Raw genomic sequence first — 25,339 nt, forward strand, 5'->3', positions numbered from 1 at the left:
CTGGAGTGTAGCAAAAAAGACCACGAACAAAACAAGGAAAATGCGCCGGGTTTTCCCTCGGATTTCGGGGCTCCCGGGGGCTCAGGCTTGTTGGTTGAAGGTCTCGATTTTCCGGGTGTCGGCGTCCAGAATGTCCAGGGGGCGACCCAGGGCGTTCAAGCGCAATTGGCCGTTTTCCACGTTCCGGCCGGTCAAGCGGGCCACGGCCTCGGCTTCGGCGCCGGTGAAGACAACTTCGACCTCCACCCGGGTCAATTTCTCGAGCAGGCGGACCGCGAAGAGGCGCAGGGGAACCCCGAGGCCGAACCAGAAGGGGGCTTCCTCCCCGCCGGAAAGAACGTTGATATTGGAAGCCAGGGCCAATTCGCCCAGGCGAAGCTTCAAGGCTTCGGGATCGCGGTGGGCCACGTTGACCGTCAGCCGATCCTGAAGGTCCTTGGAAACACCGCCGGATTGGGCCAATTGGCGGAAGGCGGCGGTCAGTTGCTCCCGTTGGGCGGCCGAAGGAGCCTCGGTGCCGACCACGAGTTCCACGTGAACGGGGGCTCGTCCGCCGTCCGATTCCAGGCGCCCGCCGATGCCGGAAAGAAATTGAAGGAGGGCCCGGCCCACGGCCGGGGAAAGCTTGCCTTCGGGGAGGCTGACCACCAGGGCGTCGCCCTTGCGGCTGTCGGCCACTCCCGGCGCGCCCAGGAACCCGCCGCCCCGCAGGAGAGAGTGCAAAGAGTCTGGAAGAGTCCAAAGCGTCGGACCGGCCACCAATCCCAGGGCGCCGGTCAGGAAGGAGGCGCCGCCCAATCCCGCCACGGGACCGGCCACGAGCAGGGCGGGTGCCGCTGGAAGGGTTTTCAACGCCGTGTTCGCGGCGTAGCTGAACAGTCCCGATCCCATTTGGGCCCATTCGCTCGCGCCCGTCCAAGTTGCTCGGAAGTTCCCGTCCAAGCTCTCTCGAAGTGCTTTGAAAACCGCGGAGAAGGGCTTGATCAGATACAAAAAGGACGTTTGAAAAAACCCGAGCTTCCGGAAACGGAGGCGCTGCGCTTCGTGAACGAGGACGAGCCTCACCAGGGCGCGTCGAACCCCGTCGGCCCGTTCCCAGGGAGCCACCAACCAGGAAGCGATGAACCCGCGGCCCGAGGAGGGTTCGATTTCAGCGAAAATCCCGACGGGCAAATTGCCGACCGATTCCAAACTTGCCAACCCGTGCCGGGCGGCCAAAACACCCAAATCCAGCTTCTCGTTAGAGCGTGTCGCGGGTCGCGCGGCGAGGGCAAAGAGGCCCAAGGTCAGGTGGCGGCCGTAAAAGAGGGAGCCCCAGGAACCGAGCAATCCCACAAACCCACCCAATACCATTTGGCTCGCGGACCCCGCCGCCGCGGCGTCGTAGCCGAAATAGGCCGCTCCCGCGAAGACCAGGAAGGCCATTCCCGTCTGCCAAAGGCTGAAAGGTTTTTTGACCGTGGCGTTCGCGGCGCCGCTGGCGGGAGCCGACGGCGCGGCCGCGCCGTCGTTCTTCACGACCACCGGCGTGATGTCCACCGTGTAGCGAACGCTGATTTGCCCGCCGGCCTGCAGGGAGAGCGGCGTCCCGCCGCCGATGACCGGGGCGATGGCCACGTTGTGGCGATCGAATTGGTTCGGCAAGAGGGTGTAGGCGGCCACGGGATCCATTTTTCGGCCGTTGAAGGTGATCGACTCGGGGACAATTCGGACGCTGGGGGTGTTGTTGTAAGCGGTGCCGCCCAAGGACACCGATTGAACGGTCCAGGGGGTTAAGCCGCTGGACGGAAGTTTTTGGTCGTTGCCGAAATAGAGGTAGACCCGGTTGGCCGGGACGGCGCCCTGCGCTTCCAACGACAACGAGCGGTCCGACGGCGACGGGGCCCCCTGGGGAACGCCGATGTAGCTTTGGGTGTTGAGACTGCCGATGTTGAATTCGCTGACGTTGAGCGCCCGCCGGGCCGTAAAGTCGCCGGACACGTTGACGCGGGTCTGTCCCGCGGACACGCTCACGACCATTTGATAGTTTTTGGCTTCAAAGGCGCCGCCGGCGTCGCGCAACGTGCCGGACAGAACAAGACGCCCGCTCGAATCAACGGCGTAGGTGACTTGATTCAGGGACCCGCGGTAGCTGTAGGCCTTTTTACCGTCGGGTTTGTTTTCCCCAAACCCCAGCATCACCAAGGACGGCCCGGGGTTCAGGGGGTAGGACAACCCGTTGGCCCCCGGAACGGCGCCGGGCATGAATTCGGCGTAGCCCGTGTTGAGTTCGACCCGACCCACCAAGTAACCCCCGCTCATGATTTTGTGTTCCACGATGGGTCGGCCGTCCCGCGTTTCCCGGTTTTCGCGAACGACGAATCCGCCGTCGGCGAACAGGGTTCCCTGGGAATCCCGGGGGGCCTCAAATTGATAAGGCGCCTGACTAAAGACCGATCCGGTGTCCTGGGCCAGACGGGGAAGTACCGCTCCGAAATACAGCCCGTAGGCGGCGGGCAGACCCAGATAAATCGCCAGGGCGGCGTTGCCCAGGTACGGAACCTGTTTACGACGGGCGTTCAAATCGGCCAAATCGGCCCGCAGGCGGTCGATGCCCGTCAATCCCTCCCGGGAAGATCGGTCCGAGCGTCGGCGGGAGAAAGACACCAGCCCGGCGCCGAACCCGATGGCCGACAAGAGAATCAGCATTTCCAAGACGGCCTGGTTTTTGTCTTGAACCCCCGCGGCGTAGGTGCGGTCCATGGTTTCGGCCAATTGCAACAGATAACCCATTCGTTCTTCAAGGCTGGCCCGAATTTGTTTAAGAATTCGGATTTGGATTTGATAATCCTCGGCCAGGGACTCCCGGAGATCGCCTTTGGCGGCTTCGTATTTAGCCGTTCGTTCCCGAATCGCCTCGTCCACCTTCGTGATTTCATCGAAGTAGGCGTTTTTCTGGCCCATCACCGTCGGCTCGGACGCCAGTTGCTGGACCATGCTTTTCAAATCCTTGCCGAAGGCCTTGATTTCCCATTCTTTCATCAATTTCTTGTGTTCGGGATTCTCGTCTTCCAAATAGATGCCGAAAAGATTGCCGTAGACGGCCTTGACCAGGGTGTCCACCATCCAGGGCTCGTTGGTTCGCTTTTGTTTGACTTCCATGCGATCGCCGGTATCGCCGAAGGGCCGGGCCAGGGCCAATTCCCGCGCCAGCGCCTCGTACAGGATCACGGCCGAGTCCACCCGGAATTTCAGGGATTTGCCCGTGGCGCCCACGCCGGGCTTCAACAAATATTCGTTGTAATCCCGGAGGACGTCGGGAATGTGGGTGGCAACGCGGGTGAGCGTTTCGGGCGTGATCTTGTGGTTCAACGTCAGCATCATGGCGTAACTGAACTCGACGCCCTCCGCGGAGTATTCGTTCGCGTTCCGCAGTTCGTCCAACGCCTGCTTCAACCCGTCGGTTTTTTGGACGATGCCGAGGTTGGCGTAAAACCGATCCATGAACTCTTCGGCGGACTTTATACCCTTGGATTCAAAAAACGCGCGAAGGCCGGCGTCCCCCTGGGCCGAATACACCAGGTAGTCGATGAAGGCGAACCGCATGGCGTAGTTGTTGATCTTGCCGTTCAAACGGCCCAGGGCTTCGGAATCCCGGTAGCTTTGAATTTGCATGATCTGGTTTTTGTAGTGCGTGGTTTTCAGATGGGCCAACGTCTTGAAATAGTGGCTCATCAGCCGGTCCACGGTCACGTTTTTGAGGGCGGCGTTGCCGGAGGCGCCGATTTCGTGCTCCATGTCCCGCAGGATTTCAGTGACGATGTACCCGGCGTCGAGAATAAACTGGCTCTCGTCGATTTCCGGGCGGACGAAAACAACGCGGGCCCGGCTTTCTTCTTCGGCGGCACCGGCCTTCTCCTCTTCCAATCCCGCGGCCTGGCCCAATTGGCGCGTGCGCTGGTCCCGCGTGACGAATCGCGCCTCGATGGCGGCGGCGTCCTTGCGGAGGTTTTCTTTCAACACCCGGAGGTACGTTCCCAATTCGCCCAGATAGCGGGCCCCGCCGGCGCCTTGCTCGGGCGGAAGGTACGTGCCCTTCAGCTCGTCGAAGTGGCGTTCCAGCACGTCGATGTAGTGGGTGAAAACTTCCGGAAATCGATCCTCCACCAGCAAGCCGGTGGCGTGCATGCGGCCCACCCATTTCTCGGACTCGCCGAGAATATTGAAAATGGGCCGAAGTTTCGGGTAGAGGTCCTTATGGTCGGCCGTTTGCTGACGAATCCCGCCGTGCACAAACACGAGGGCCCGCATGGCCGTTTTGAGGACCGGCGTGTCCTTTCGAACGTCCACCGAGGAGGGTTGCCCCACCCCGACCGACGGACCCGTCAACATGTTGTACGTTTGCCCGATGCCAACGATTTTCTGAAGAATGAAGAAATCGATCACCGGGGCGCTCACCCCGGGCGGGACCGTGGATTCGGACCGGATGATGCCTTCCAAATACCCGCGCACAAAGGTGTCGCGGAATTTCTCGTCGGGGTCCAACAGCTTGGCCCCCATCAACGCGTCCACGTCCCGCAGCTTCATGATTCGCAATTCGTCTTCGAAGGTTCCGCCGTTGGCTTCGAAGTTGTAGCCGCCGGTCACCAAGCTTTCGATGAAGCCTTCTTCCGCGAAAGGCAGGTTCGGGAAACGGGGCTTGCCGGTGGCCGGGTCGGCGGTGTGAAAGAGATCGTAATACCGGAGATACCGGGTCGCGAGCAACTGATAATCGACTTCGGTCCCGGGGAATTTTTTGGCCGCGTCGATGAACATTTCGGTCAATCCGATGACGCCGTTGAAGGTGAAAATCGGGTGGTTGGAGTCGAAGCGGATGCCGGATTTCTGAAAGATGTCGTCGTTGATCACCCACAGTAGTTTTTCGCCCTGACCGCCCGCCGTTCGGATGAATTTGAGGAAGGCCGGGTCGGACATGAACTGTTCCACTTGGTTTAAGCGTTCGTAGTAATAGGATTCCCAGAATTTGGTGAACCCCCATTTCTGTTTCAAGAGGGTCACCATGTCCACGAACCCTTCTTCGCGGTAAGGAACGTGCTGGTATTTTTTGCCGCCGTATTTGGGGGCATTTTCAAAATGATCCCAGGCGTCCAGGTAGGCCGCCATCCAACCTTCGGCGCTCAAGGCCCGGGCCGCCAGGGGGGCCTTGGGCCGCATGTCGTTGTGCTCGGCGTTGACGACCAAGTTGGACAGGGAACGCAGGGCCAGGAAGTCCCGACCCCGGTCGCTCATCTGTTTGTTGGCTTGCTCCGAGAGGAGGGTGGATTTGATGGCGCGGTATTTCGCGAAGGTTTCCGATTTCAGGACCCCGGGCTGGTCCCGCAGGATGGAATCGATTTTTGCGAAGATCGTTCGGGTGTAAGAAATATAATTCTTAACGTTGAAATTAGCGCCCGCCCTTTTTTTGAGCAAATAAATTTGAATGGCTTCGTTTTCCAGAATGCCGGGCTCTTTGACCACGTAATCGTTGACCCGGGGCATTCCGGCCGATTGTTCGCCGACTTGAACGGCGTAGCCGACCAATTCCCGGCCCAAGGTCACCACGTCCTTCAAAAAGGCCGGCGAATAGGCGGGAAGAGGCGTGGGATACTTTTCGCTGAACAGGGCGGAGGCCGTCATTTTGTAAAAAGCCTGAATGGCCTGGATTTTCAAATCGTCCGCCTTGATCGGACGATCGCCGATGCCCAGACGGTCCTGGGTGTCTTTCATGCGCACCCGCACGGCGTCCACGAAGGTCTTGGGCAGGGATTCGTAAAGGCCGGTGTTCCACAGATCGTTGACAGGACGGAGCACAAACCCGTCTATTTCTTTTTCAAAAGCTTTTTTAGGATCGAATTTCTGGGCCATGCCGTTCAATTCGTAGCCGGCCACCACGAAGTATTCCTGGAAACCAATGGCGTTGACCGGCATGTTTTTCAAGGTGCCGAAGAATTGGGTGTAAGCCTCGGAACGGTGAGCCAGGGAGAGGAGAAGGTCGGCCGTCCGGGCGGGATCGCCCCGATGCTCTTTCTTGAGGTTGGGAAAGGCGTTGTAAACGGCGTCGGCCAATTGGGCCATGCTTTGAACGGCGTTGAACTGACGCACCTCGGGGTCCGTGATCTTGGCGCCCATTTCGGCTTCGATTTCCCCGTTGATCTTGTTCCGATACCAGGCCCAGTGGGGATCCGCGTCGAGTTTTTTCATCAATTCCGGCGAAGCGCTCCAGGCCGCCCAATAGCGCAACACCGGCAGCCGGTTGCCTTCCCAATATTCCTTGTCGGTCACTTCCGGGTGCTGGGTTTTCATTTTGAGGGAATGGAGCAGCATGGTCGCCATGATGCCCGGTTTTTCCGGCACCCGGAGACCCGCCACCCGGGCCTTGACCGCCAACAGGGCTTCCATGGTTTCCTTGTAGGTGTAGGGCCGGCCGTCGGCTTTCTTGATCCCATTCAGTTGAATGTTCAGTTGCAACATGGAAAGGTCCCGCAAGACGTTGTATTCCTTGGCTTTGGGCGACATGTCGGCCACCAGCGCCGGAGGCAACAGGGAAAGCACGTGCTGGGTGTAGGCGTCGCTCACGGCCCACTTGTTTTGGGCCATGTCCGCCAGGATCGCCTCGGACGATTTGAGGACGTCCCGGAACACGCGCAAATATTCGGTCTTGCGCTCGGGTTCCCCTTGGAGGAGGTAAAGCATGATCCCCTCCACTTCCAGGACGCCCGGCTCCATTTTCATGTGGCTCTCGTAGAGGCGCGGCGCCAGGGACTTGGCGATGCTTTGGATCGTGGACAATTCCCGGGCGACGGACAACGCGGCCGTTCGGATCTCGGCCATGTTTTTCGTTTCGACTTTGGCCCGATTGAAATAGGCGATCCGGCCGAGGTTGTACTCGGTTTGAAGATAGGCCAGCCGAAGATCCTTGTCCGAGGGCTTTTTGTTGAACTTCTTTAAATCTTCGGTCATTCGGTCCTTGACCAGAGCGTAGAGGGCGGGGTCCGCCGGGAATTTGGCCGGATCGCTGTATTGCTGAATGTATTCGGCGCCGATCCGCTCCAGGAAGGTCTTCATGTATTCTTCCGAGCTTGGTTCCCGCAAATTCTTTTCGTTGTGTTCCAGCATTTGGGTCAAAAATTCCTGAAGACCGCCCGGTTCCTGATAGAAGGCGGTAACCATGGGAATCATTTCCAAGTGGGCGTCCGAAATAAAGGGGATTTTGACCGGGAGCACGAAGGTGATGTTCCCCATGATCCGCAACCCTTTGGCGACGGGTTTGGGGAACAACTGGACCGGCTTGATATCGACGCTGGGAACCACGGCCTCCCAGGACTTTTCGATTTCGTAGGAAAGCCGGGTAAAGCGCCAAATAAGCTCCGGCGTAATCTTTTCGAGCGGGTATCCCAAACCGTAGTGCAAGTTGATGACGGCCGTGGAAAGGACCTCGTATTTGTCCATGGACCCGGTGGCTTTATCCGCCAGCTCGCGGTAATCGTCCTCGGTGATCATCGGAGCGCCTGTTTTGGGATTCCGGAGGGACTGGCCCTGTTGGACGAACTTCGTGTAGTCAACGTCCCACACCTCTTTGATCTTGTCCCAAAGGAGCAATTGGGAAATGTCCTTGACCGACCGGACCTGGGCGGCCTTGGCGGTTTTCGCGTCGCCCATGGAGGCGTTGATGTCCAGCAAGAGGGCCGTCTGGGCCCAGTATTTCGCCACCATGGGTTCCCGCAACCAGGGATAGCCGGTGGACAACATTTTGAGGTAGGCGCCGACGTCGGCCACCTTGAGCCCAATGGCGGAGGGGGGCACCAGGGTGATCAAGGCCGTGGAACCGCCGTAAATCGCGACGTTTTCCCATTTTACTTCGTCGGCGTTCATTCGATCCAACTGGGAAAGAAGATAGGCTAATTTCTTGGTCTGATCGTCCGTTAATTGAGGTTTCTTCAACATCCCAAGGGGTTCCGGGGGCTGAAACTGCGCCGTCGTGTAAGGACTGGTTCGCACGTCCCCGGGCAACGGGAGGGCCGTGTTGGGAATCCCGGTGAGCCGGATCGATTCGACCCCGGGAAAAACTTCGGCCTTGACGCCGGCGCCCACGTTCAGGGCCGCTTGCAGGATTTTGGGGGCGGCTTCCTGGGCAATGGGCTCCGTGCGTTGGACCTGCAGGGCCAGGCCGCCGGAAATGTCGACCCCCGTGTAGGGGCGGGGCTTGGTGACCGGGTCGGCCAATTGCTTCAGAACGATTTCCGCGGCGGTGGGCGTTCGGAGCGACTGAATTTTTAGGTCCGTCAGGAAGTTGGTGACGGGGGCGAAGAAAATGAAGCCGGCGATCAGGGCCGAGAGCCCGTAAACCTGGAACCAGCGTTTCATCATGGCGCTGCGATCGTCCCGACGGTAGGCCTGGCCGGCGAAGTGGGCGATGACCCAGCCCGTCAGGATGGAAGCCACGATGATGGAAATGCCCAGAGGGAAAAGGGCGCCGAAATAAATGTTCCCCGTGTAGATCAGGCCCGCGAAGGCCGCGAAACTGAGCCCGCCGAAGACGACCAAGTTCATCAACGAAATTTCGCTTTTCCAGGTGTCGGCGATCCGCACGCCCATGAGTTCGCGCACAACCGTGGCGCTGGAGGTGACCCACACCGACGGAACGTTTTTGACGAATTCGATGACTTTGGCGACGGTTTCCAAATAGAAAGTCCGCTTGATGGCGATGGGCAAGGACATCAGCGTGGTGGCCGAAATCGTGAGCAGCGAGAGAAGGAAATTCTTCACGCCGAACACGACCAACAGGCCCCACAAAAGCGGTTTGCCGAGCCACGGGTTGACGGTCAGGACCTGCACCCGGCTCATGGCGTCGTAGTAGGCGGGATAAAGGAAATGGCCCCGGAAAGCCACGCCCAGCATGGTGATTCCGAAAAGGACGTAGGCCAGGGTTTTGTTGACCATGAGCGCTTGGTCGGGGAACAACCAGAGGGGAATCAGGCCGGCCAGCACAATCAAGAAGGAGGGATCGCCGTTCAGGCGGAAATCGATGCCCCCCAGGTGGTAACGGTGGGCGTGGGGCAAGGCGTCTTTTTCGTAGGGCTTGGCCGTGGACTGCATCTGGAGATCGCCCCGGAGCCAGCGGAAATCCCGGTCCACCACGCCGGCCAGGGTCAGCAGATCCCGCTCCCGAACCCCGATGGCGTTGGTGAGATAGGCCGCCACCCGGGTGACGAGGACTTTCGCGCTTTCCGTTTCCGAGGCGGCGAAAGTGCGCCAGGCCGTCCATTGGCCCTCGGGGTTCAGTCGTTCCACCGTGAGGCTCACGCGGCCCGGACGGTCGGCCACCGGGGACATCACCAGCCGAAGCAACTCAAATCGATTCCCCAATTGCATTCGGAACACCTGGACGGCTTCCCGGTTTTTTTCGTCTCGAGAGGTTTCCATCAACTGGAACGTGTGGGCGACGTCGCCGTACACGGCTTCCGTGGGGGAGAATTGGCTTTCCTGCCAGTCGTGGGAAAGGGCCCGGGCGACGGTGACCCGCTCATCGGTGAAGGAATCCCCGTAGGCGGCGCGTTTGAAAATTTTGCCGTACATGGCCGACATCTTTCCGAACAAACCGGCTTTGAACCGGGCGTCGTACATGTTGTGGATCACCCGGGACTTGTCCAAGTAATCCAGGAGAATGCTGGAGAAATAAGACCCGGCCTGGCCGCCGCGGGTGTTGCGCGGGGGGTCGACTTCGATGGCGGGGTTGAACCCGACCACGCCCTGGTTGGCGGGGTGTTCGGCGACGCCGATGGCGGCCTCCACCGCCCCCGGCAAAATGGAGTTCTTGTCGTCCATGACGACGCTCAAATCGTCGGGTTCCAGGGGACGACCTTCCCCGTCGGTCATTCGATCGGTGTGAAAATCGGCGATGCGCTGGGCCAACTCTTTGTTGGCCTCGGCGCGGGTCAGCGTTCGAGTCCCGCCCCGGCTCTCGGTCACTGAAATTTGATTGGCGTCGGTTTTCGACCCCGCAAACCGGACGGTGGTCCCGTCCGCCCGGTGGATCACCACGTCGTTGCGGAAGTACCCCAGGATGTCGCCCGCCATGAGGTTGGCGTTGGGGAAGAGCGGAGCGTCGGGGTTGGTGAAATTTTCGTGGCCATCCGGATTGTTGTAGGCCGGGGGACGCGTGTGGCCGGACTTCAACCATTCCAACCCCGCCACGTTGCCGAGTTTTTTGCCCCAGCCGCCCCGTTTCCATTGCACCACGCGATCCACCGCGGAAGCGTCGACCCCTTTGATCAATTCCGTCGCCTCGCCCCGCGAGAGCGTTCGGACGGTGCGTCGGCCCTGGACGCTCACCCGAACCGTGGTGACGGCGTTCCCTTGAACGTTAACGTAGAGCCGCGCTCCTTCTTTGTCGAAGAGCGTAAATTGGTTGCCGAGTTTTTTCAGGGGATCCGCGTCCCCGATGGCGGCGGACACCGCCGAAACCGCGGCGGGGCCCGCCAAAAACGCTTCGGCCCACTCCATGGATTGGTTGAAGTAAACGAAGCTGACCCGGCCCGGGAATTCCGCGTCCATTTCCGCCTGAAGCCGTTGGAGGTTTTCCAGTTCGTAGGGGATGAGCTGGGCGTTGCTGGTGTTGGTGGGCATGGCGAAGGAAATCGTAAAGATTTCGGGCGATCCGGGCTCCACCGCGGTGTCGCGCAAGGTTTGCCGGAGGTTCTCGATGTCCACCCGGCGGTAGGCGGCCCAGACATCCGCCTCCAGATGGATCGTGTCCAGAAAACGAGTGGTTGTGTCGAGGTTTTGGGCGATTTCGTTGCGGTATTGGCGGGGGACGCCATAGCGGTAGACCACCCGGCGGACCACTTGCTCCCCGACTTGATCGAACCGGACGGAGATGTTGGGTTCCCGATCCGCCGCGAGGGAAAGGGGAAGCCCGTATTCCTTTTCGATCATTTTCCCCAGGCCCGCCCAGGTTTTTTCCTCGGCCGCGGTGGGGCCGCCGATTTCGGGGAACCCGACGCCGAGGGGATTGACATAATTTTCCGTGACATCCACTTCGACCCATTCGTTGTCGACCACGCGGACCCCGTCGACCGACAAGCGTTGGGGTTCGCCGCGCGCGGCGGCCAAAATCTCGTTGACCCGGGTTTCAAACCGTTGCCCGGCGGTTCCCGCCGCGGGACGGAGACGGGCCACGGTCACCCCGGGAGTCACCGATCCATCCTTGGCCCGGACGTCCTCGAACGTCACGGCGACGTCCAGCCGGAAACCTTCCCACATTTTTTCTTGAATGAATCGGGTGAATTCGGCTTGTCCCGCGGCGTCCAGAGTACGGGGAAATTGAAGGGCCGCGCTGGGGGCCGTCGGGGAGAGATCGAAACTCGCCGTGAGGCCGTTGGCCGATTTGAAATAAGCGGCGCCGATGTCCGTCTTTAAGTAGCCATCGAGCGGGTTGCCCGACCATTTGGGGACTTCCACGGAGAAGGCGTAGGGACGGCCGGTCTTTTGGGCGTGCTCGCGCACGACCTCCAGGAAGTCCCGCCGAGCGTGCCCCTGAGGCGGCGGTCCGAACATCATAAAAACCATGACGAGCAGGGGATCCACAAAGGAACGGGAAATGTTGTAGAGGAGGGGCCCCAGGACCACCCACGAAACGGCGGTCAATGCGAAGGAGGGGAAGAAAAAAACCTGGGAGAGGAAAATACCCGTAAAGGCCAATCGCCCGATGGCGGCCAAGGTCAGGAAAAAGCGCGCCCCCATTTGCAGCTGAAAACCGTCGGGCACGAGGCGTGTTTCGTAATAGGCGTACGTCCCTTCGAACGTCCGCCACATCACGTCGCGCTGTTCCCGCAACGAATCGCCGGTTTCTCCGAGCACGCCGTCTTTGCGTTGGGCCAGGGCCTGCCGAAGAGCGTCAACGAACGGGCGTTGGAGGACGGTGCGGCGGGCGACGGCGTCAACGTCGATTTGGTCCCGGGCCCGATTGAGCTCGGCCAACTCCCGCCGCTTTTCGTCGCTGGCGAGGGTGCTTCGATCGCCCACGAGCCGTTTGATCTTTTTGTCGAGTTCTTTGGCTCGACGTCGCAAAGCGGCCAAGGTTTCGTCGGATTTTTCGACCCGGGCGGTCATCCGTTTGATTTCCGAAAGGCCGATAAAGGAAATGTAGCGACCGTGGGCGCCGTAGGTGTTGTAGCGGGGGAATTGCCCCTGCCTAAACGCCAGGTAGTTTCGCAGCATCGTTCGGCGAATTCCCGCCGGCGTCGCGGCCACCCGCGCCTCGTCTTCCGCGGTCAATTGGTTGCGGCGCCACCGACGCAGGGGGGCGTTCCAGGATTTGGGCGCCGTTCGGGGCCCTTTTTCCAACTCCCCGGTCATTCGGGCGGCCACGCGGTCGGACCAACGCTGGACGTCTTCACCGTTGGGCGTTCCGCGCCAAAGGCGGAGAGTTCCGACCATTCCGGCCATGGCAAAGGTGGGAGTGACCCAATCCGCGAAGGAGGCGTCGGCCAGCCAGCCTTGGACCGCGGCGGCCCAGGGGCCGATGTAAAGCGAAAAACCGATCCGCAGGGATTCCAGGAGCCCGGACAAGCTAAAAGCCGGACCGGCCATTTCAGTGGCCAGTTTAAGTTGCATCCCGGTGTCGGGGGCGCCGGCGGCCGACATTTGTTGTGCGGCGTCAAAAGCCGATCCGGTGTCGGGCAGCATAAAGAACATGAGAATCGCCGCGCCCACTTTGGAAAGGACGCCGACGTTCAACGCCGACGGCCAAGAGAAGCGTCCGGTGGCGGCCGACCGATCGGGAGTCGCGCCGGTCCCCTCCGGTCCGGGGGTGGGCCCTTGGGCCGTTGGGCCGGCGTCGCTCCGGTTTTGGGCGGAGGGGACGGAGGGGGGCGCCAGCCCGTCCGCGGGGATTGCCGGCGGGACCGGGAGCGCCGCCTCCGGGGAGAAGGGGCCGTCGACGGTGTTAAGATTTGCCGTGGTGGCCGGGGCGTCGACCGCGCCCGCGGACGTTGCTTCTCCGGGCACAACCGGCCGTTCAATCGATTGGCCAAGCGAAATGTGGTGGAGATCAACGCCGGGATTTGCCTTGGCGTAGTCGGCGACGCGTTGGGCAATGTCCGTGTTGGTCAGCGAGGCCGCGCCGGCTTTCACCAAATCCTGGCGCGCCATGCTCCACACGGTGTCTTTCATTTCCACCGTGTAATGGGCCCCGTCCGCCGAAAGCTGGGCGGCTTCCACCGAATTGAAAGCGGAAGTGGCCAGGAGCGCGGGAACACCCAAGGCGACGGCCAAAAGCAAGGTTCGAAGACGGGGGCCCATGGATCGGGACCGGGCGAAGCGGAACCCGGCCCAACCCAAGGCGGTGGCGCCGGCCAGAAGGCTCAACAACCCCGCGGGGGAAACCCCAACGGAGAGGCCCGCCGCTTCGCCCGCCATGGCCACGGGCGCGGCCAAAAAGAGCAACGCGCCGACGGCCCATTTTCGGGTCGAGGGCCAGGAACGGACCAGGGAGCCCCAGACCCGCGAGGAGGAAAACGCCGTGGCCCGGCGGGCGGCGGCCAAGGCCGTTTCGCCTTTTTGAACCTGGGCGGTGGGAAGAACATCGACATTGACCGCCGTTTGGGCCAGTTGCCGAAGTTGTCCGGCGGTGGAAAAGGCCGCCCAGCGTTCGTCGAGGGTTCGGCGCAGTTGGGCGGTGTTCCCCCGACCCTGGGCCGCGCTCAGAGATCGGAAGGCGGTCAGAACGTCGGCCCACAGTTTTTGCAAACCGGGCCGGGATTGAAGAAGCGACGAAAATCGCCTGTTCAGGTTCGCCGTTTCGCCGTTGCGGACGGTGTCTTCGGTGATCCAGGTGATTTGGTCCGACGTCAAGTCGCTGGCGATGATAAAAACGTGTCCGTTGAATTCGCCGAACAAAAGGGTTTGGGCCTTGTTGCCGGCGTTGTCGACCAGCTGGGCCACTTCCCGAAGCTCCAGGGCCACGCCTTGGGTTTTCAACCAATCCCGGTAGGTCGTCAGGAGTTGTTCGTTGGTGGCGGCTTCGCCTTTGGGCACGGACAGCACGCGCTCCGACCCTTTGGCGAACATCTCGATGAGGCTTTGTCCCGGCAGATTTTGGGAGAGAGACGTCCCCTCCCGAAACACCAACTGGTTCGCTTCGCGAACCGTGTGGCTAAAAGCGCGGGGCTCCTGGCTGATGGTCAAATCGGAAGGCGACGCGTCTGTCGCAAATTGGGGTTGAACCACGGCGTAGTTGGCGGTCGATTGACGAAGAAGTCGGGTGAGTCCCGGCGTGTGGAAACCACCGGCGATCAACACCGCCCGCCGGGCCCCGGTTTTTTCCATATCGGCCAAGGTGTTTTTAACCAGGGCGACGTCGCGCTCCAAGGCCAGCTCATAATAGTCGCGAACCTGGGGAAGAGACTTGGCCCAGGACAAGTCCGGGGCGGGCGCGGGCGCGCCCTGGGCGGCCAGAGAGCGTTCCACCTCGTTCCAGTCCAGTGAGCCTTCTTGACGGAACGCCGCGTATTGATCGGGCGTCATTTCCTGACGCCACAACAGTTTTTCGAGGGCGACGCGGCGGTCCAAAACGACCAGGCGCCAGACCTTATCGTCTTTGGCGAAGGATTCCAGAAGGCGGTTCTTGAGCTGGTCCACTTCCGCCACCAGGCTTTCGTGGCGAAGGCTTTCCGAAAGTTTCAGGTATCCGACATAGTCCCGGAGGCGTCGGGTCGGGAGGTCGACTTTCTGACGTTTGAGACCGTCGGCCACGGCCAAAAGACCCTCATAAAATTCGGCGGCCGTCAGCCGTCCTTGTCGGTAAGACAAGGCCCGGGCGGCCAAGCTTTCGATGTCCGCGATGGACGATCGTTGGCCGATTTTTTCCACCAACTCCGCCCGATCCTGGGAGAGAGCCCGGAGGTCGAGGCTTGATTCCAGGCGGGACAAGCGGCCCAGGGCGTCCAGATTGGGGTATGTTTCCGCCGACGCTCCGGCGGGGGAAACCGACAGCAGCGCTTGGGCGTATTGAACAAAGGAAATTTTTTGCGCGGCGAAGCTTTGAAGCGGGGCGTCGAGTTTTTTAAGCGATTCGGGGTAGACCTTGGCTTTGACGAGCTCCAGGCGGGCTTGCACGGCCGCCATGTAACGATCCGCGGCGGCGCGGGCCGCGGCGGTTTGGTGCCGGGCGGCCAGGTTTTTTCGATAGAGATTCTCGGTTTCAACCCCGATCAGTCGAACCGTGCCGGACGATTCAACGATGGAGCGGTATTCTTCCCCGGTCAGTTCCCCCTTTTGCAAATGGGCCTTGGCGACTTTTTCCCGAATGTCCGCAAACGGGAAGGCCGACAACCACTCCACATCGGCCGGACCCGCTCCGCCTTCCTGATACACGTTCAGCCGGGCGGTATCGCCGCTCCACCAACCGGCGCGAAGGAGACCCGCCAAGGTTTGCGCGGCGTTGAATTGCGCCGGGTAGAGACCGTGGGCGTCTTGCAAATGAATGAGGGTGGGGCCGGCTTTGCCGCCCTCGGCGAGGTGGGTTTCGACGACGGAACCCAGGGACGCCGGCAGGCGGTAAGCGCCCAAGACCGGGTTCAACGATTCGTTGGGCCAGGACAGGCCGTTGAGAAGATTTTGCGAGCGCCGATCCTCCGAGGAAGAGGCCTGGCCCCGAGACGTTTGACGATCCGCCCAAAAACTGGTCTGGGCAAAGGGCTCGCCCACGGACGTTAAAACGAAAGCGAACGCGATGACGGCCGCGGCCGCTTTTTTCATCCCGGAGGTTTTCCCGCGCTCTTCGGTCATAAGCTCTTTTGCCTCTCCTCGGCCATATATATAGTAGGCCGCTGGGCTGGCCGTACTTTCGTCATTACTAGTTAACAAGAACCGTCGGAATTTGGCCTTAAATTATTGTAACGGGAATGTAAATTGATGCCGGTGGGATTATATCGTCGGAAAATGGCGGAAATGTTCCACCCAACACATTAATTCATTGCTTCAGCCACTCCCAAGCGCTGCGGTGTTGTCCGTGGGCCTGGACGTGGTCCAGAAAGGCGGCGTAAAAAGGGTGCTGGCCGATGGTCGCGGAGTCGCCGATGACGATGAGAAGTCGGCGGGCGCGGGTCATGGCCACGTTCATCCGGCGGGTGTCCGATAGGAAGCCCACCTCGGCTTTTTCGTTGGATCGAACCAGGGACACGATCACCACTTCTTTTTCACGCCCCTGGAAACCGTCCACCGTGCCCACTTCAATCCCCTTGGGAAGGAAACCCCGAAGCATCCGCACTTGGGCGCCGTAGGGAGAAATGACCGCGGTCCATTCCCGTCGGATACCGGCCCCTTCCAATTCCTCCCAAAGGAGGGCCGCCAACCGGGCCTCGCCTTCGTTTTCCCGGCTGTCCAGGAGCTCGTTCCATGTTTCGGCGTAACCCGTCCCGGCGGTGTCGACAAAAACCAAGGTTCCCTGGGTCAAGTCCGTGGGTTGAACATGGGGCAGTCCCAGGGCGTCGTGATCCCGCACGGATTCGTCGGCAATCAGTTTCCCCTCGTAAAAACGCTCCGAAGAGAAACGCATGATCGTTTCGTTCATTCGATATTGGACACGAAGCAAGGCCTGTAAATTTTCCGGCAATTCCGGTTGAAGACGTTCCATCAGCGTCGTTTTAAGGCCCGCCGCCGCGGCTTCTTTCGAATAGATGGTGGGGGGCAATTGGAGGGGATCCCCGGCCAGGACGATCTTTTGAGCCAATAGAATTGGCACCCAGGAGAGGGGTTCGGTCGATTGGCTGGCTTCGTCCAAGCAAACCAGGTCAAAGCGTTCGCCGGAAAGGTTTTTTCCGATACCGCCATGGGTGGCCAAAACCACGTGGGCCCGTTGAATGATGCGCTTGGCCAGGGCCTTTTCGAGGTTGCGGGCCTCTTTCCACAGCGCCTTGATTTCCTTCTTCATTTCCTTGTCTTCGATGGGATCGTAGGTGCCGCGGTTTTGCCGACGATACCGCTGAACGACCAACTGTTCCCGGTCCCGGTCCATGAGCGCGATGGGTTTTTGGTCCGGATGTTCGTCCATTTGGGCCATGAGGGTGGCGTGGCGCAGGCTTTCCAAGGTCCGGGCCGGGTGGCCCAGGCGAACCACGCGGAGATCGCTGTCCAGGAGTTTTTCCAGCATGTTGTCGACGGCGATATTGGAGGGCGCCGTGGCCAATACCGACAAACCGCGAAGAGCGGCCTGCCGGATGATTTCAACCAGGACCGTCGTTTTGCCGGTGCCCGGGGGGCCGTGCACCAGCGCCACGTCTTTGGCCGCCAGGGCGGAACGGACGGCGTCTTTTTGAAAGGTGTTCAGACCTTCGTTGTAAAATTCAATTTCCTTGGGCGGATCGGTTTGGGCCGAGCGCAGGCCCATCAACACGTCGCGCAAATCGCCCAAACGCCCCGTGGCCCGCTGGACAATGTCCAGGGCCCGGCGCATCCGTTTGTAAGTGGCATCCGACCCCAGAAGGTCGATCTGGCATTTCCCCGTCGGCGGGTCAATCAGTTCCTCGTTCAGCGCGACCGTGACGCGGTATTCCTCCACGTCGTAAAGGGTGCCTTCTTTGGCGAAGTTCCCCTGCAAAAAAGTGACACGCACGATGTCGCCGGAATCCATGGCGTGAAAGGGCGACAAGGCTTCGCCGGCCGGGGGCCGTGAGAGGACCAGGAGCGGCATCCCGCCGACGCCCACGTCCTGACGTTCGATCACGAGACGCGAAACGGTTTTCCCCAACTGCTCCCGGGTTTCCACGGGCCAGCGGTCGAGCTCCCGCTTGTTCTCTTCCTTCTCGGCCTCGCGCTCGATATCGATGAGGTCGATCAGTTTTTGAAAGTGTTCTTCGATTTCCGGCATGGGCGGAATTTTAGCAATTGGGCGGGAAAAACGCTTTTAAAGTTATTGGCGGGGCCAAAGAGGGGGGTATAAGTCAGTCGGGGGGTCACATGCGCCGGGCGCGTGGTTTTACTCTCATCGAATTGATGCCGGTGGTCGCCATCATCGGCCTCTTGGCGGCTATTTCCATCCCCAAATTCTCCGCTCTCGTCATCCGGGCCAAAGAAGCCGCCATTCATGGGAAGCTGGGCACGGTCCGAACCGCCATTTCCATTTATTGTGCCGATAACGATGGGGCGTACCCGTAAGATTTAAATCACGCGGCAATCACGGTTCTTCGCCCGCTGGTTCCAAAATATCTGGACGAATTTCCGGCCATTCAAATACCGACCGTCCCCTCCCACCAACTGAGTCCCTTCACGAGTGCGACCGCGTTCATCGGGGACGCCAATATGGGCGCGCCTCCGCTGCGCGGCTGGGCCTACAATCGATTGAACGGCGAAGTCCGCGTAAATTGCAACCACACGGATTCCTAAGACGCCGCCTGGAGTCCGTGGTGAATTGAATCGATATTTTTTTGTGAATTTGTGGCTGGGAAATCAGCCGCCCGCGCGGATCCACAGGGTGGTGGCCAGCACAAAGGCGCACCAGGTCAGGACCAGCATGGTGGGAAACCAAAGGGGTTTGAGCGTTTTCATTGAAGCACCTCGCAAAGTTTCATTTCCGTTGCCCCCTTTTGACACTGGACGAAACCGAAGGTTCCCGTCCTCAGCCAACTTACTTGCAACACTTCAACCAATTAGGCATTAAAATATTCAATATTAATAATTGAATTGATTTATTGATATAAAAACGCATGGCCGTCCATAGCGGGACGGCCATGCGTTCAGCGGCGAATCGTGATGAAGTCAGCTCTGACTGTAGGCGACCGCAAATCCTTTGGCGAATTCCTCGATGGTGGTGGGAGTCGTAGTTTGAGGGCCTCGGGCCTGGGTGGGACGAACCACGCCTTCATTGAAGGCTTTGTACATCTCGTTAAATTGATCCGCCACGTCCGGCGACATGCCCATGCCGATCATGGCCGCCCGCGCGTCGGCGTAGGGGAATTGAACGTATGGCAGGGCGGGTTTCCCAATGGCCGCTCCGATGACACGGGTGGCTTCCGCCATGGACACTTCCCGCGGCCCCAGAAGTTCCTGAACCGATTTTCCCATGAAATCCCGGGCCAGGAGGCGACGGGCGGCCACCGCCGCGATGTCGCGGGTGGCGATCATGGGAAAAGCCGCGTCGGGAAGCAGGGGGCTTCCGTTGATCCCCTGGCTCTTGATGAGGCCAAGACTGAAAAAGAAGTTTTCCATGAAATAGGTCGGCCGCAAATGAAGGACGTGAACGCCGTCCAACTTGTTGAGCCGTTGTTCGTGGTCGTGGAGACCTTTGATGGGTCCGGTCTTGTCGGGCCGGTTCGCGCCCAGGCTCGAGAGGTTGACCACGTGCCGGACCCCGGCGTTCTTGAGGGCGTCCGCCAGAACGACGCTGACTTTGTTTTGGTAGCCGCGAAAATCCTCTTCTCCGTAGGAAGGCGGAATCAGGGCAAACACCGCCGTCGCGTCCCGGAACGCTTCGGCCACGGCGGCCGGATCCGCCAAATCGGCCGACACGGTTTCGGCTCCCCGATCGGCCAGAAACTTCAACTTTTTCGCGTCACGGGCGACGGCCCGGACCTTCTGTTTCTTGACCAGCAATTCCTGGACCAACGATTGGCCGATGTGGCCCGTGGCCGCGGTGACGACGATCATGAACGCCTCCAAAAGAAAAGCAAGGTCGGACGGGGGGATCGGGATGAACCATCGACGTACGCCCGGCGAGTGCCGGGACGGACCCCGAAACCGTTCAACGGTTCAACGAATTTAACGCGGACGGCGGGAAAAAGTTCCCGATTTGGGGGGAGCGTCCTCCAGGGCGAAATCCAACTCGCGTTTTTCCACGTTCACGCCGGCCAATCGCACGCGAACGGCCTGGCCGAGCTGAAAGGTTTTGTTCGTTCGCTGCCCCCGAAGCTGGAGGCGCAGAGGGTCGAATTGGTAGCGGTCCCGGGGGAGGCGTTCCACGTTGACGAGACCTTCCACGAACACCGCCGTGGGTTGAACAAAAACGCCGAAGGCCGTGACGCCCGTGACCACGGCGTCGAAGGTTTCGCCGATGCGGCGGGTCATGAGCTGGGCGCGCTTGAGCGCCAGGAATTCCCGTTCCGCCTCGACGGCGCGGCGTTCCAGGCGGCTGGACTCCTCGGTTTGGCCCGGAAGGCGGCTGCGCCAGGCGCTTTGCCGGGCGGCGTCGAAGCGCCCGTGAATCCGCTCTTTCACCATGCGGTGGACGAGCAAATCCGGGTAGCGCCGGATGGGCGAGGTGAAGTGGGTGTAGGCCTCGGAAGCCAGGCCGAAATGCCCTTTGTTGATCGGCGAGTAAACCGCCTGCTTCAAGCTTCGGAGCGTCAGGGTGTGCACCATGGGTTCCACGGGTTTTCCTTTGACGCTCTCCAGCACTTGACGGAGGGCGGCCGGCTTTCCGGAGCCGATGGTCGCCGGAACCGCCACGCCCACGGCCCGCAGGGTTTTGGCCAGGGTGTCCATCTTGGCCGGGTCCGGTCGTTCGTGAACGCGGTAGAGGAAGGGGCCCGCGGCCATGTGCCGGGCGACGGTCTCGTTGGCCAGCAACATGAATTCTTCGATCAGGCGGTGGGATTCCCCCCGCTCCTTTCGGCAGGCGTCGATGGGCCAGCCTTTGTCGTCGACGATGATCACGGGCTCGGGGAAATCGAAATCCAGGGAACCGCGGCCGAAGCGCAAGGCCCGCAGGGTGCGGGCCAGTTCGCCCATTTCCCGAACCGCGTCCCGGACGGCGTCCGACACCTCCAACCGCTGGCCTTGAAGGATCAGCTCCACCTCGTCGTAGGTGAAACGGCGGGCGCTCCGAATGACGCTTTCAAAAACTTCGTGGTGCACCACACGGCCCGAAGGGTCCAAGTCCATGAGGCAGGTCAAGGTCAGCCGGGCCACGTGGGGGCGAAGGCTGCAGAGATTGTCCGAGAGCGGAAAGGGCAGCATGGGGATGACCGCGCCCGACAGATAGACGCTCGTGCCCCGGTGGATGGCTTCCTGATCCAGGGCGCTTCCTTCGGTCACGTAGTGAGCCACGTCCGCGATGTGAACCCCCAGGCGCCAGCCCCCGCCCGGACGCCGCTCCAGGGACACCGCGTCGTCGAAATCCTTGGCGTCGGCGCCGTCGATGGTGAACACCGGGAGGTCGAAGAAGGTCTTGCGTCCCTGATACGCCGAAGGCGGCACGTCGTCGCCGAAAGCGGCGGCCCCGCGTTCCACGTCGGGTGGAAATTCCCCGGGCAATTCGTGTTTGCGCAACAGAAAGGCCAGATCCGCCGCGGGATCGTTTCGGCGGCCGATGACTTCAATCAAGGTGCCGGCCGCTTCGTGTTCGCCGTCCGGCCACTGGCTCACCCGGAGCACGCACAAATCGCCGTCCTTGGGCTTCAACCCGCCCACGTCGGACACGCGCACCGGTTCGCCGCCTTCTTCGGGCACAAGGCAGGGTTTGGGCGCCGATCGAAACACGCCCGCCAAGGTCGACCGCTTGCGGGAGAGAACTTCCAAAATTTCGCCCTCGGAACGAACGCCGGGCCGGGTCACCCGCGCGCGGACGCGATCCCCGTCCATGGCCAAACGCAAACTGGGCCCGGCGACGAACAAATCGGGACGGTCGGGGTTTTCGGAAAGAACGAAGCCGAAACGCGGTTTTTTTTGGAGGACTCCTTCCACCATTTCGCCCGGGGCTCCGTGGGACGGGGCGGGGCCGCCGGCGGGCTTGAGGGAGCGGGCCGCGGGGGCGGCGGGTTTGGATTGGGGTCGGTTAGACCGACGGGAATGGCGATGGCGCAAGGGTTTTCTCCAGGAAAGTTTTGGCTTGGGGGTCGAGGGGCAATGTGAGCGCGGCCGTGTGGCCTGCGGGGGACATTTTGCGCCAGGTTTTAAGGACGATGTCCCGCATCTTATCGTCCGGGGTTTTGCTTTTTAATTCCAGAAACTGCGTTTCCAAAAACACGAGGCACAGGGCGTCTTCCAGGGCCTGGCCGTCGGGGTCTCCCTCCCGCAGGGCGCGCTTGGTGATGAGCGCCGTGGTCCGGTCCGTGTCGGCGGTCGAATAACCGACGGCCGTGAGGATGTCCGCCACGCGTCGGGCGTGAAACCGTTTTAGGTCTTCCCGCCATTGAAGATATCCGGCGCGGCCTTCGGGATACCGCTCTCGGGGAATCGTCCATCGTTCGATGTGCTGGCCGCGTCCGGCCAGGCGGAGCAGATCGGAAGGGGAGGAGCGGAGCCGCTCCAGCCACGCCGTGAGCCGTTCGGCGTGGTCGATTTCAAAGGGTTTGCCGTTGGCCGCGCGCCGGGGATCCGCGGCGTTGGCTTGGTCGATGGCGACCAGCGCCCGGGAGAAGCGGTCCGTCACGGGCGGCCGAATTTCCGGCGGGAAATCAAGAAAACGTCACCCCGCGGATGACCACGCGTCCTTTGCCGCCCTCGTCGCCGTTTTTGCGGGAGACGGCAAAATAAATTTGCCGGACGCGGGACCAATCCATTCGGTTGTCCCCACCCCAGAGATACGCGAGTTCCGTTAGCGGAACGTCCACCACGGTCCAGGCCGATCGGCCCGTGCGGTGGGTCCAGGTCGCGCCGAAATTCGATCCGTCCGCGTCCACGATTTTAAATTCCAGGGTGTTATTGCCCCCCTCGCCGTTGAAGGCGAACTGAACGCGGGTGTATTTGCCGAGATCCTGCTTGATGTTGAGAAAAGCCTGAACCCATTCGCCCCGCTGGAAATCGTAATCCAACCGAAGGGCGGGTTCCCCCACCGCGGTGAGCGCGGTGGCGGTGATCCGGGCGTTTTTGTCGAACAACACCTGAGCCGTGGCTTTGTCGTCCAAAAGGGCGTAGGCGCGCGTCCGCGGCGCCGGGGCCTCCGTCCGAGCCGCTTCCCGACGCTCGGCCCGGCTTCTTTTGGCGGGGGGCGGAGCGGGGACCTCCGCTTCCACGGGGGTTTCGGGTTCGGCCTCCACCGCGGGGGCCGGGGCCACCGGCGTCACGGAGACTTCCGCCACCGGCGGCGCGGCCGGAGCGGCCGGGGCCACGGGATGGGGCACGACGTCCGGGGCCAGGGGCGCGGCGGCGGGGTCCGAGGGCCGGGCGATGACGAGGGGCCGACGCAACTGCAATAGGGTGTACGCCAACGAGGTGAAGCCCGCGATGAACAGGCCGATGCTGGCGACAAACCACACCACGTCGCCTTTCCGCCGAAAAGAAAGAATCGCGCGTCGGCGACGGGCCGTGAATATTTTCTGCGGTTGCAGATCGCTGGGGGCGGAGCTCATGATCGTTTCGTCCTCTCGGGGCCGGCGGGGCGGCCGCGGCCCCGCGTCGGGGTCAGCTTGGCGCGCACGGCTTCGGCTTCGTCCCACCGGTCCTGCGCCTCGAAGGCGACGAGGAGGTTCTGGAGCGCCCGGATCGACGCCGGGCTCTCCGGCCCGTGGGTTTTCTCGGCCAGGGTGACCGCCTGACGGAGGAGCCGTTCGGCTTCCTCGTCGGCGGATCGGCGGAAATACAGCTCCGCCAAATTGTTGATCGTCCTCAGGAGAGCCGGGCTCTCCGGTCCGAAACATTTTTCGAAGGTCCCCCACGCCCGCAGATACGCTTCCTCCGCGGTTTCAAACCGCCCCAACCCCGCGACGGCCTCGGCCCAGGGGCCGAGCGCGTCGGCCACGCCCGGCGAATCGGGGCCCAAAATATTTTCCCGGATGGCCCGGGCGCGGCTCAATTGTTCTTCCGCGCGCCGGAAACGCCCCCGGGCGTTGTCCAAGACGCCCAGGCTCAGCAACACGGATCCGACCGAAAGGCCCCACCCGCCTTCGCGGTGTTCGTGGACCGCCAGCGCCCGACGGTAAAAATTTTCCGCTTCCGCCCAGCGGCCCATGGCGCGGGCCCATTGGCCGCGTTGCACCCAAACGTTGGCCGTGTCGGGGTGGGCGGCGCCCAGCGCGTGCGTGTAAATTCGGTCGGCTTCTTCCAGCTTGGCGTGGGCGGCCATGGTTTGGCCTCCCTCCAGGGCCGCTTCGCCCCACCTCGACAAAAGTCGGGCCATTTCCGTGTGATCGGGTCCATGAACGATCCGCGTGATTTTAAGCGCGCGGACCAAATGGGTTTCGGCGTCGGACCATCGTCCGCGAATGGCTTCCAGGCGGCCCAAGCCGGCCAGGTTGCCCGAAATGGCGGCCGTGTTTTGCATGGCGTCCCGCTCGTTGATTTTGAGCGCGAGATTCAACACCGCCTCGGCCGGATCGAAGCGTCCCATGGCTTCGTAACCCAAGGCGAGTTCCGCCATGGTCGGGGCCAGGGATTGATGTTCCGGGCCGTAAAGCTTTTCTTTGGCCGATAAAATTTGGAGTTTGAGGGGTTCCGCCTCGAGCCACCGCTCCCGCCGTACGAAAAACTCCGCGAGCGATTCCAGGGCTTCCAGCCGCCGGTGATTAAAGCGGCCGTATTTCTCCGACGCCACCAGCGCGGCCTTGAGCGCGGATTCGGTTTCCGCCGCCGAAACCGGCGGGGGAGGGGAGTCGGGGTGGACCATCGGCCTCGTTGATTTTAGCATAGGCGGCCCGTCGGCGGGGAACTTTCGGAAGTCGAAAGGTCGGGAGAAGGCATGGACGACAAGGTCTTTCCACCGCAACGGAGGCCCCGGGCGCGACGAGGCGGGGCGGCGGTCAGGACGCCATTGACGCGGCGGTTCGAATTCTTTACCCTCTTGCCCCATGTCGGCCCTTGAAACCATCGGCGCTTCTTTCGGTCTTGTGGCCGCGAGCGAAATGGGCGACAAGACCCAGCTTCTCGCCCTCTCCCTGGCCGCCCGTTTCAAGAAACCCGCGCCCATCCTCGCCGGCATCCTGACCGCCACGATCCTTAACCACGGGTTGGCTTCTTCCGCGGGAAATTGGATCGCCGCCCGGGTTTCCCCGGCGCTGTTGGCGGGCCTCCTGGGGGCGACCTTTGTATTGTTCGGTCTTTGGACATTGAAACCCGACGATCTCGATGAGCCGAAAGAATCGCGCTGGGGCCCCTTCGCCACGACCACCGTGCTCTTCTTTTTGGCCGAAATGGGCGATAAGACTCAATTGGCGACGGTGGCCTTGGCCGCTAAATTTGGAAATATTTGGCTCGTTACCCTGGGAACCACCCTGGGCATGATGGCCGCCGACGGCGCGGCGGTTTTTTTCGGCGAAGCCGTTTCCCGACGACTCGGAATGAAGTGGATCCGATGGCCCGCGGCGATTCTCTTTTTTATTTTCGGCGGTTTGTCCATCTACACCGCCTTTGCCCACCGTTCCTAACCCCCCCGTCCGCCCCCCACCCCTCC

At 61.4% G+C, this 25,339-nt stretch carries 9 protein-coding genes; 2 read left to right on the forward strand and 7 right to left on the reverse strand.

The window, feature by feature from the left end:
- Window positions 1-81: 81 nt before the first annotated feature.
- A complete protein-coding gene (locus tag IPP68_01000) occupies window positions 82-15,807 on the reverse strand; it encodes a hypothetical protein (GenBank protein MBL0348941.1) in 15,726 nt (5,241 codons plus the stop codon).
- Between the two features lie 184 nt (window positions 15,808-15,991).
- Window positions 15,992-17,887, reverse strand: coding sequence for an AAA family ATPase (locus IPP68_01005; GenBank protein ID MBL0348942.1), 1,896 nt, complete (start codon window positions 17,885-17,887; stop codon window positions 15,992-15,994).
- An 89-nt stretch (window positions 17,888-17,976) separates the two neighbouring features.
- On the opposite strand from IPP68_01005, the gene IPP68_01010 reads away from it, so the two are divergent.
- On the forward strand, window positions 17,977-18,174 hold the full coding sequence (locus IPP68_01010) for a prepilin-type N-terminal cleavage/methylation domain-containing protein (GenBank protein MBL0348943.1): 198 nt from the start codon (window positions 17,977-17,979) through the stop codon (window positions 18,172-18,174).
- Between the two features lie 600 nt (window positions 18,175-18,774).
- Here the strand turns inward: IPP68_01010 and IPP68_01015 are convergent.
- From IPP68_01015 to IPP68_01035, 5 genes are all read right to left on the reverse strand, one after another.
- Window positions 18,775-19,662, reverse strand: a complete 888-nt coding sequence (locus IPP68_01015) for an NmrA family NAD(P)-binding protein (GenBank protein MBL0348944.1) — start codon at window positions 19,660-19,662, stop codon at window positions 18,775-18,777.
- A 111-nt stretch (window positions 19,663-19,773) separates the two neighbouring features.
- Window positions 19,774-21,699, reverse strand: coding sequence for a ribonuclease R (rnr, locus tag IPP68_01020; GenBank protein ID MBL0348945.1), 1,926 nt, complete (start codon window positions 21,697-21,699; stop codon window positions 19,774-19,776).
- Between the two features lie 88 nt (window positions 21,700-21,787).
- Window positions 21,788-22,384 carry a DUF4202 domain-containing protein gene (locus IPP68_01025; GenBank protein ID MBL0348946.1) on the reverse strand — a complete coding sequence of 199 codons (597 nt, stop codon included), beginning with the start codon at window positions 22,382-22,384 and terminating at the stop codon, window positions 21,788-21,790.
- A 25-nt stretch (window positions 22,385-22,409) separates the two neighbouring features.
- Window positions 22,410-23,303 (reverse strand): hypothetical protein, encoded by an 894-nt coding sequence (locus IPP68_01030; GenBank protein MBL0348947.1) that lies wholly within the window; start codon window positions 23,301-23,303, stop codon window positions 22,410-22,412.
- Window positions 23,300-24,556: a tetratricopeptide repeat protein gene (locus IPP68_01035; GenBank protein ID MBL0348948.1), complete on the reverse strand. Its 1,257-nt coding sequence runs from the start codon at window positions 24,554-24,556 to the stop codon at window positions 23,300-23,302. The genes IPP68_01030 and IPP68_01035 overlap by 4 nt, the downstream gene beginning before the upstream one ends.
- 181 nt (window positions 24,557-24,737) lie before the next feature.
- Between IPP68_01035 and IPP68_01040 the strand changes: the two genes are divergently transcribed.
- On the forward strand, window positions 24,738-25,313 hold the full coding sequence (locus tag IPP68_01040; protein MBL0348949.1) for a TMEM165/GDT1 family protein: 576 nt from the start codon (window positions 24,738-24,740) through the stop codon (window positions 25,311-25,313).
- Window positions 25,314-25,339: the final 26 nt, after the last annotated feature.

Source organism: Elusimicrobiota bacterium (assembly GCA_016722575.1).
Lineage (GTDB): Bacteria > Elusimicrobiota > Elusimicrobia > FEN-1173 > FEN-1173 > JADKIY01.

Bases quoted from the DNA above. Each gene is read 5' to 3' on its own strand.
- IPP68_01005 (MBL0348942.1), bottom strand. From the start codon at position 17,887: ATGCCGGAAATCGAAGAACACTTTCAAAAACTGATCGACCTCATCGAT.
- IPP68_01040 (MBL0348949.1), top strand. From the start codon at position 24,738: ATGTCGGCCCTTGAAACCATCGGCGCTTCTTTCGGTCTTGTGGCCGCG.
- IPP68_01030 (MBL0348947.1), bottom strand. From the start codon at position 23,303: ATGAGCTCCGCCCCCAGCGATCTGCAACCGCAGAAAATATTCACGGCC.
- rnr (MBL0348945.1), bottom strand. From the start codon at position 21,699: ATGGTGGAAGGAGTCCTCCAAAAAAAACCGCGTTTCGGCTTCGTTCTT.
- IPP68_01010 (MBL0348943.1), top strand. From the start codon at position 17,977: ATGCGCCGGGCGCGTGGTTTTACTCTCATCGAATTGATGCCGGTGGTC.
- IPP68_01015 (MBL0348944.1), bottom strand. From the start codon at position 19,662: ATGATCGTCGTCACCGCGGCCACGGGCCACATCGGCCAATCGTTGGTC.
- IPP68_01035 (MBL0348948.1), bottom strand. From the start codon at position 24,556: ATGGTCCACCCCGACTCCCCTCCCCCGCCGGTTTCGGCGGCGGAAACC.
- IPP68_01000 (MBL0348941.1), bottom strand. From the start codon at position 15,807: ATGACCGAAGAGCGCGGGAAAACCTCCGGGATGAAAAAAGCGGCCGCG.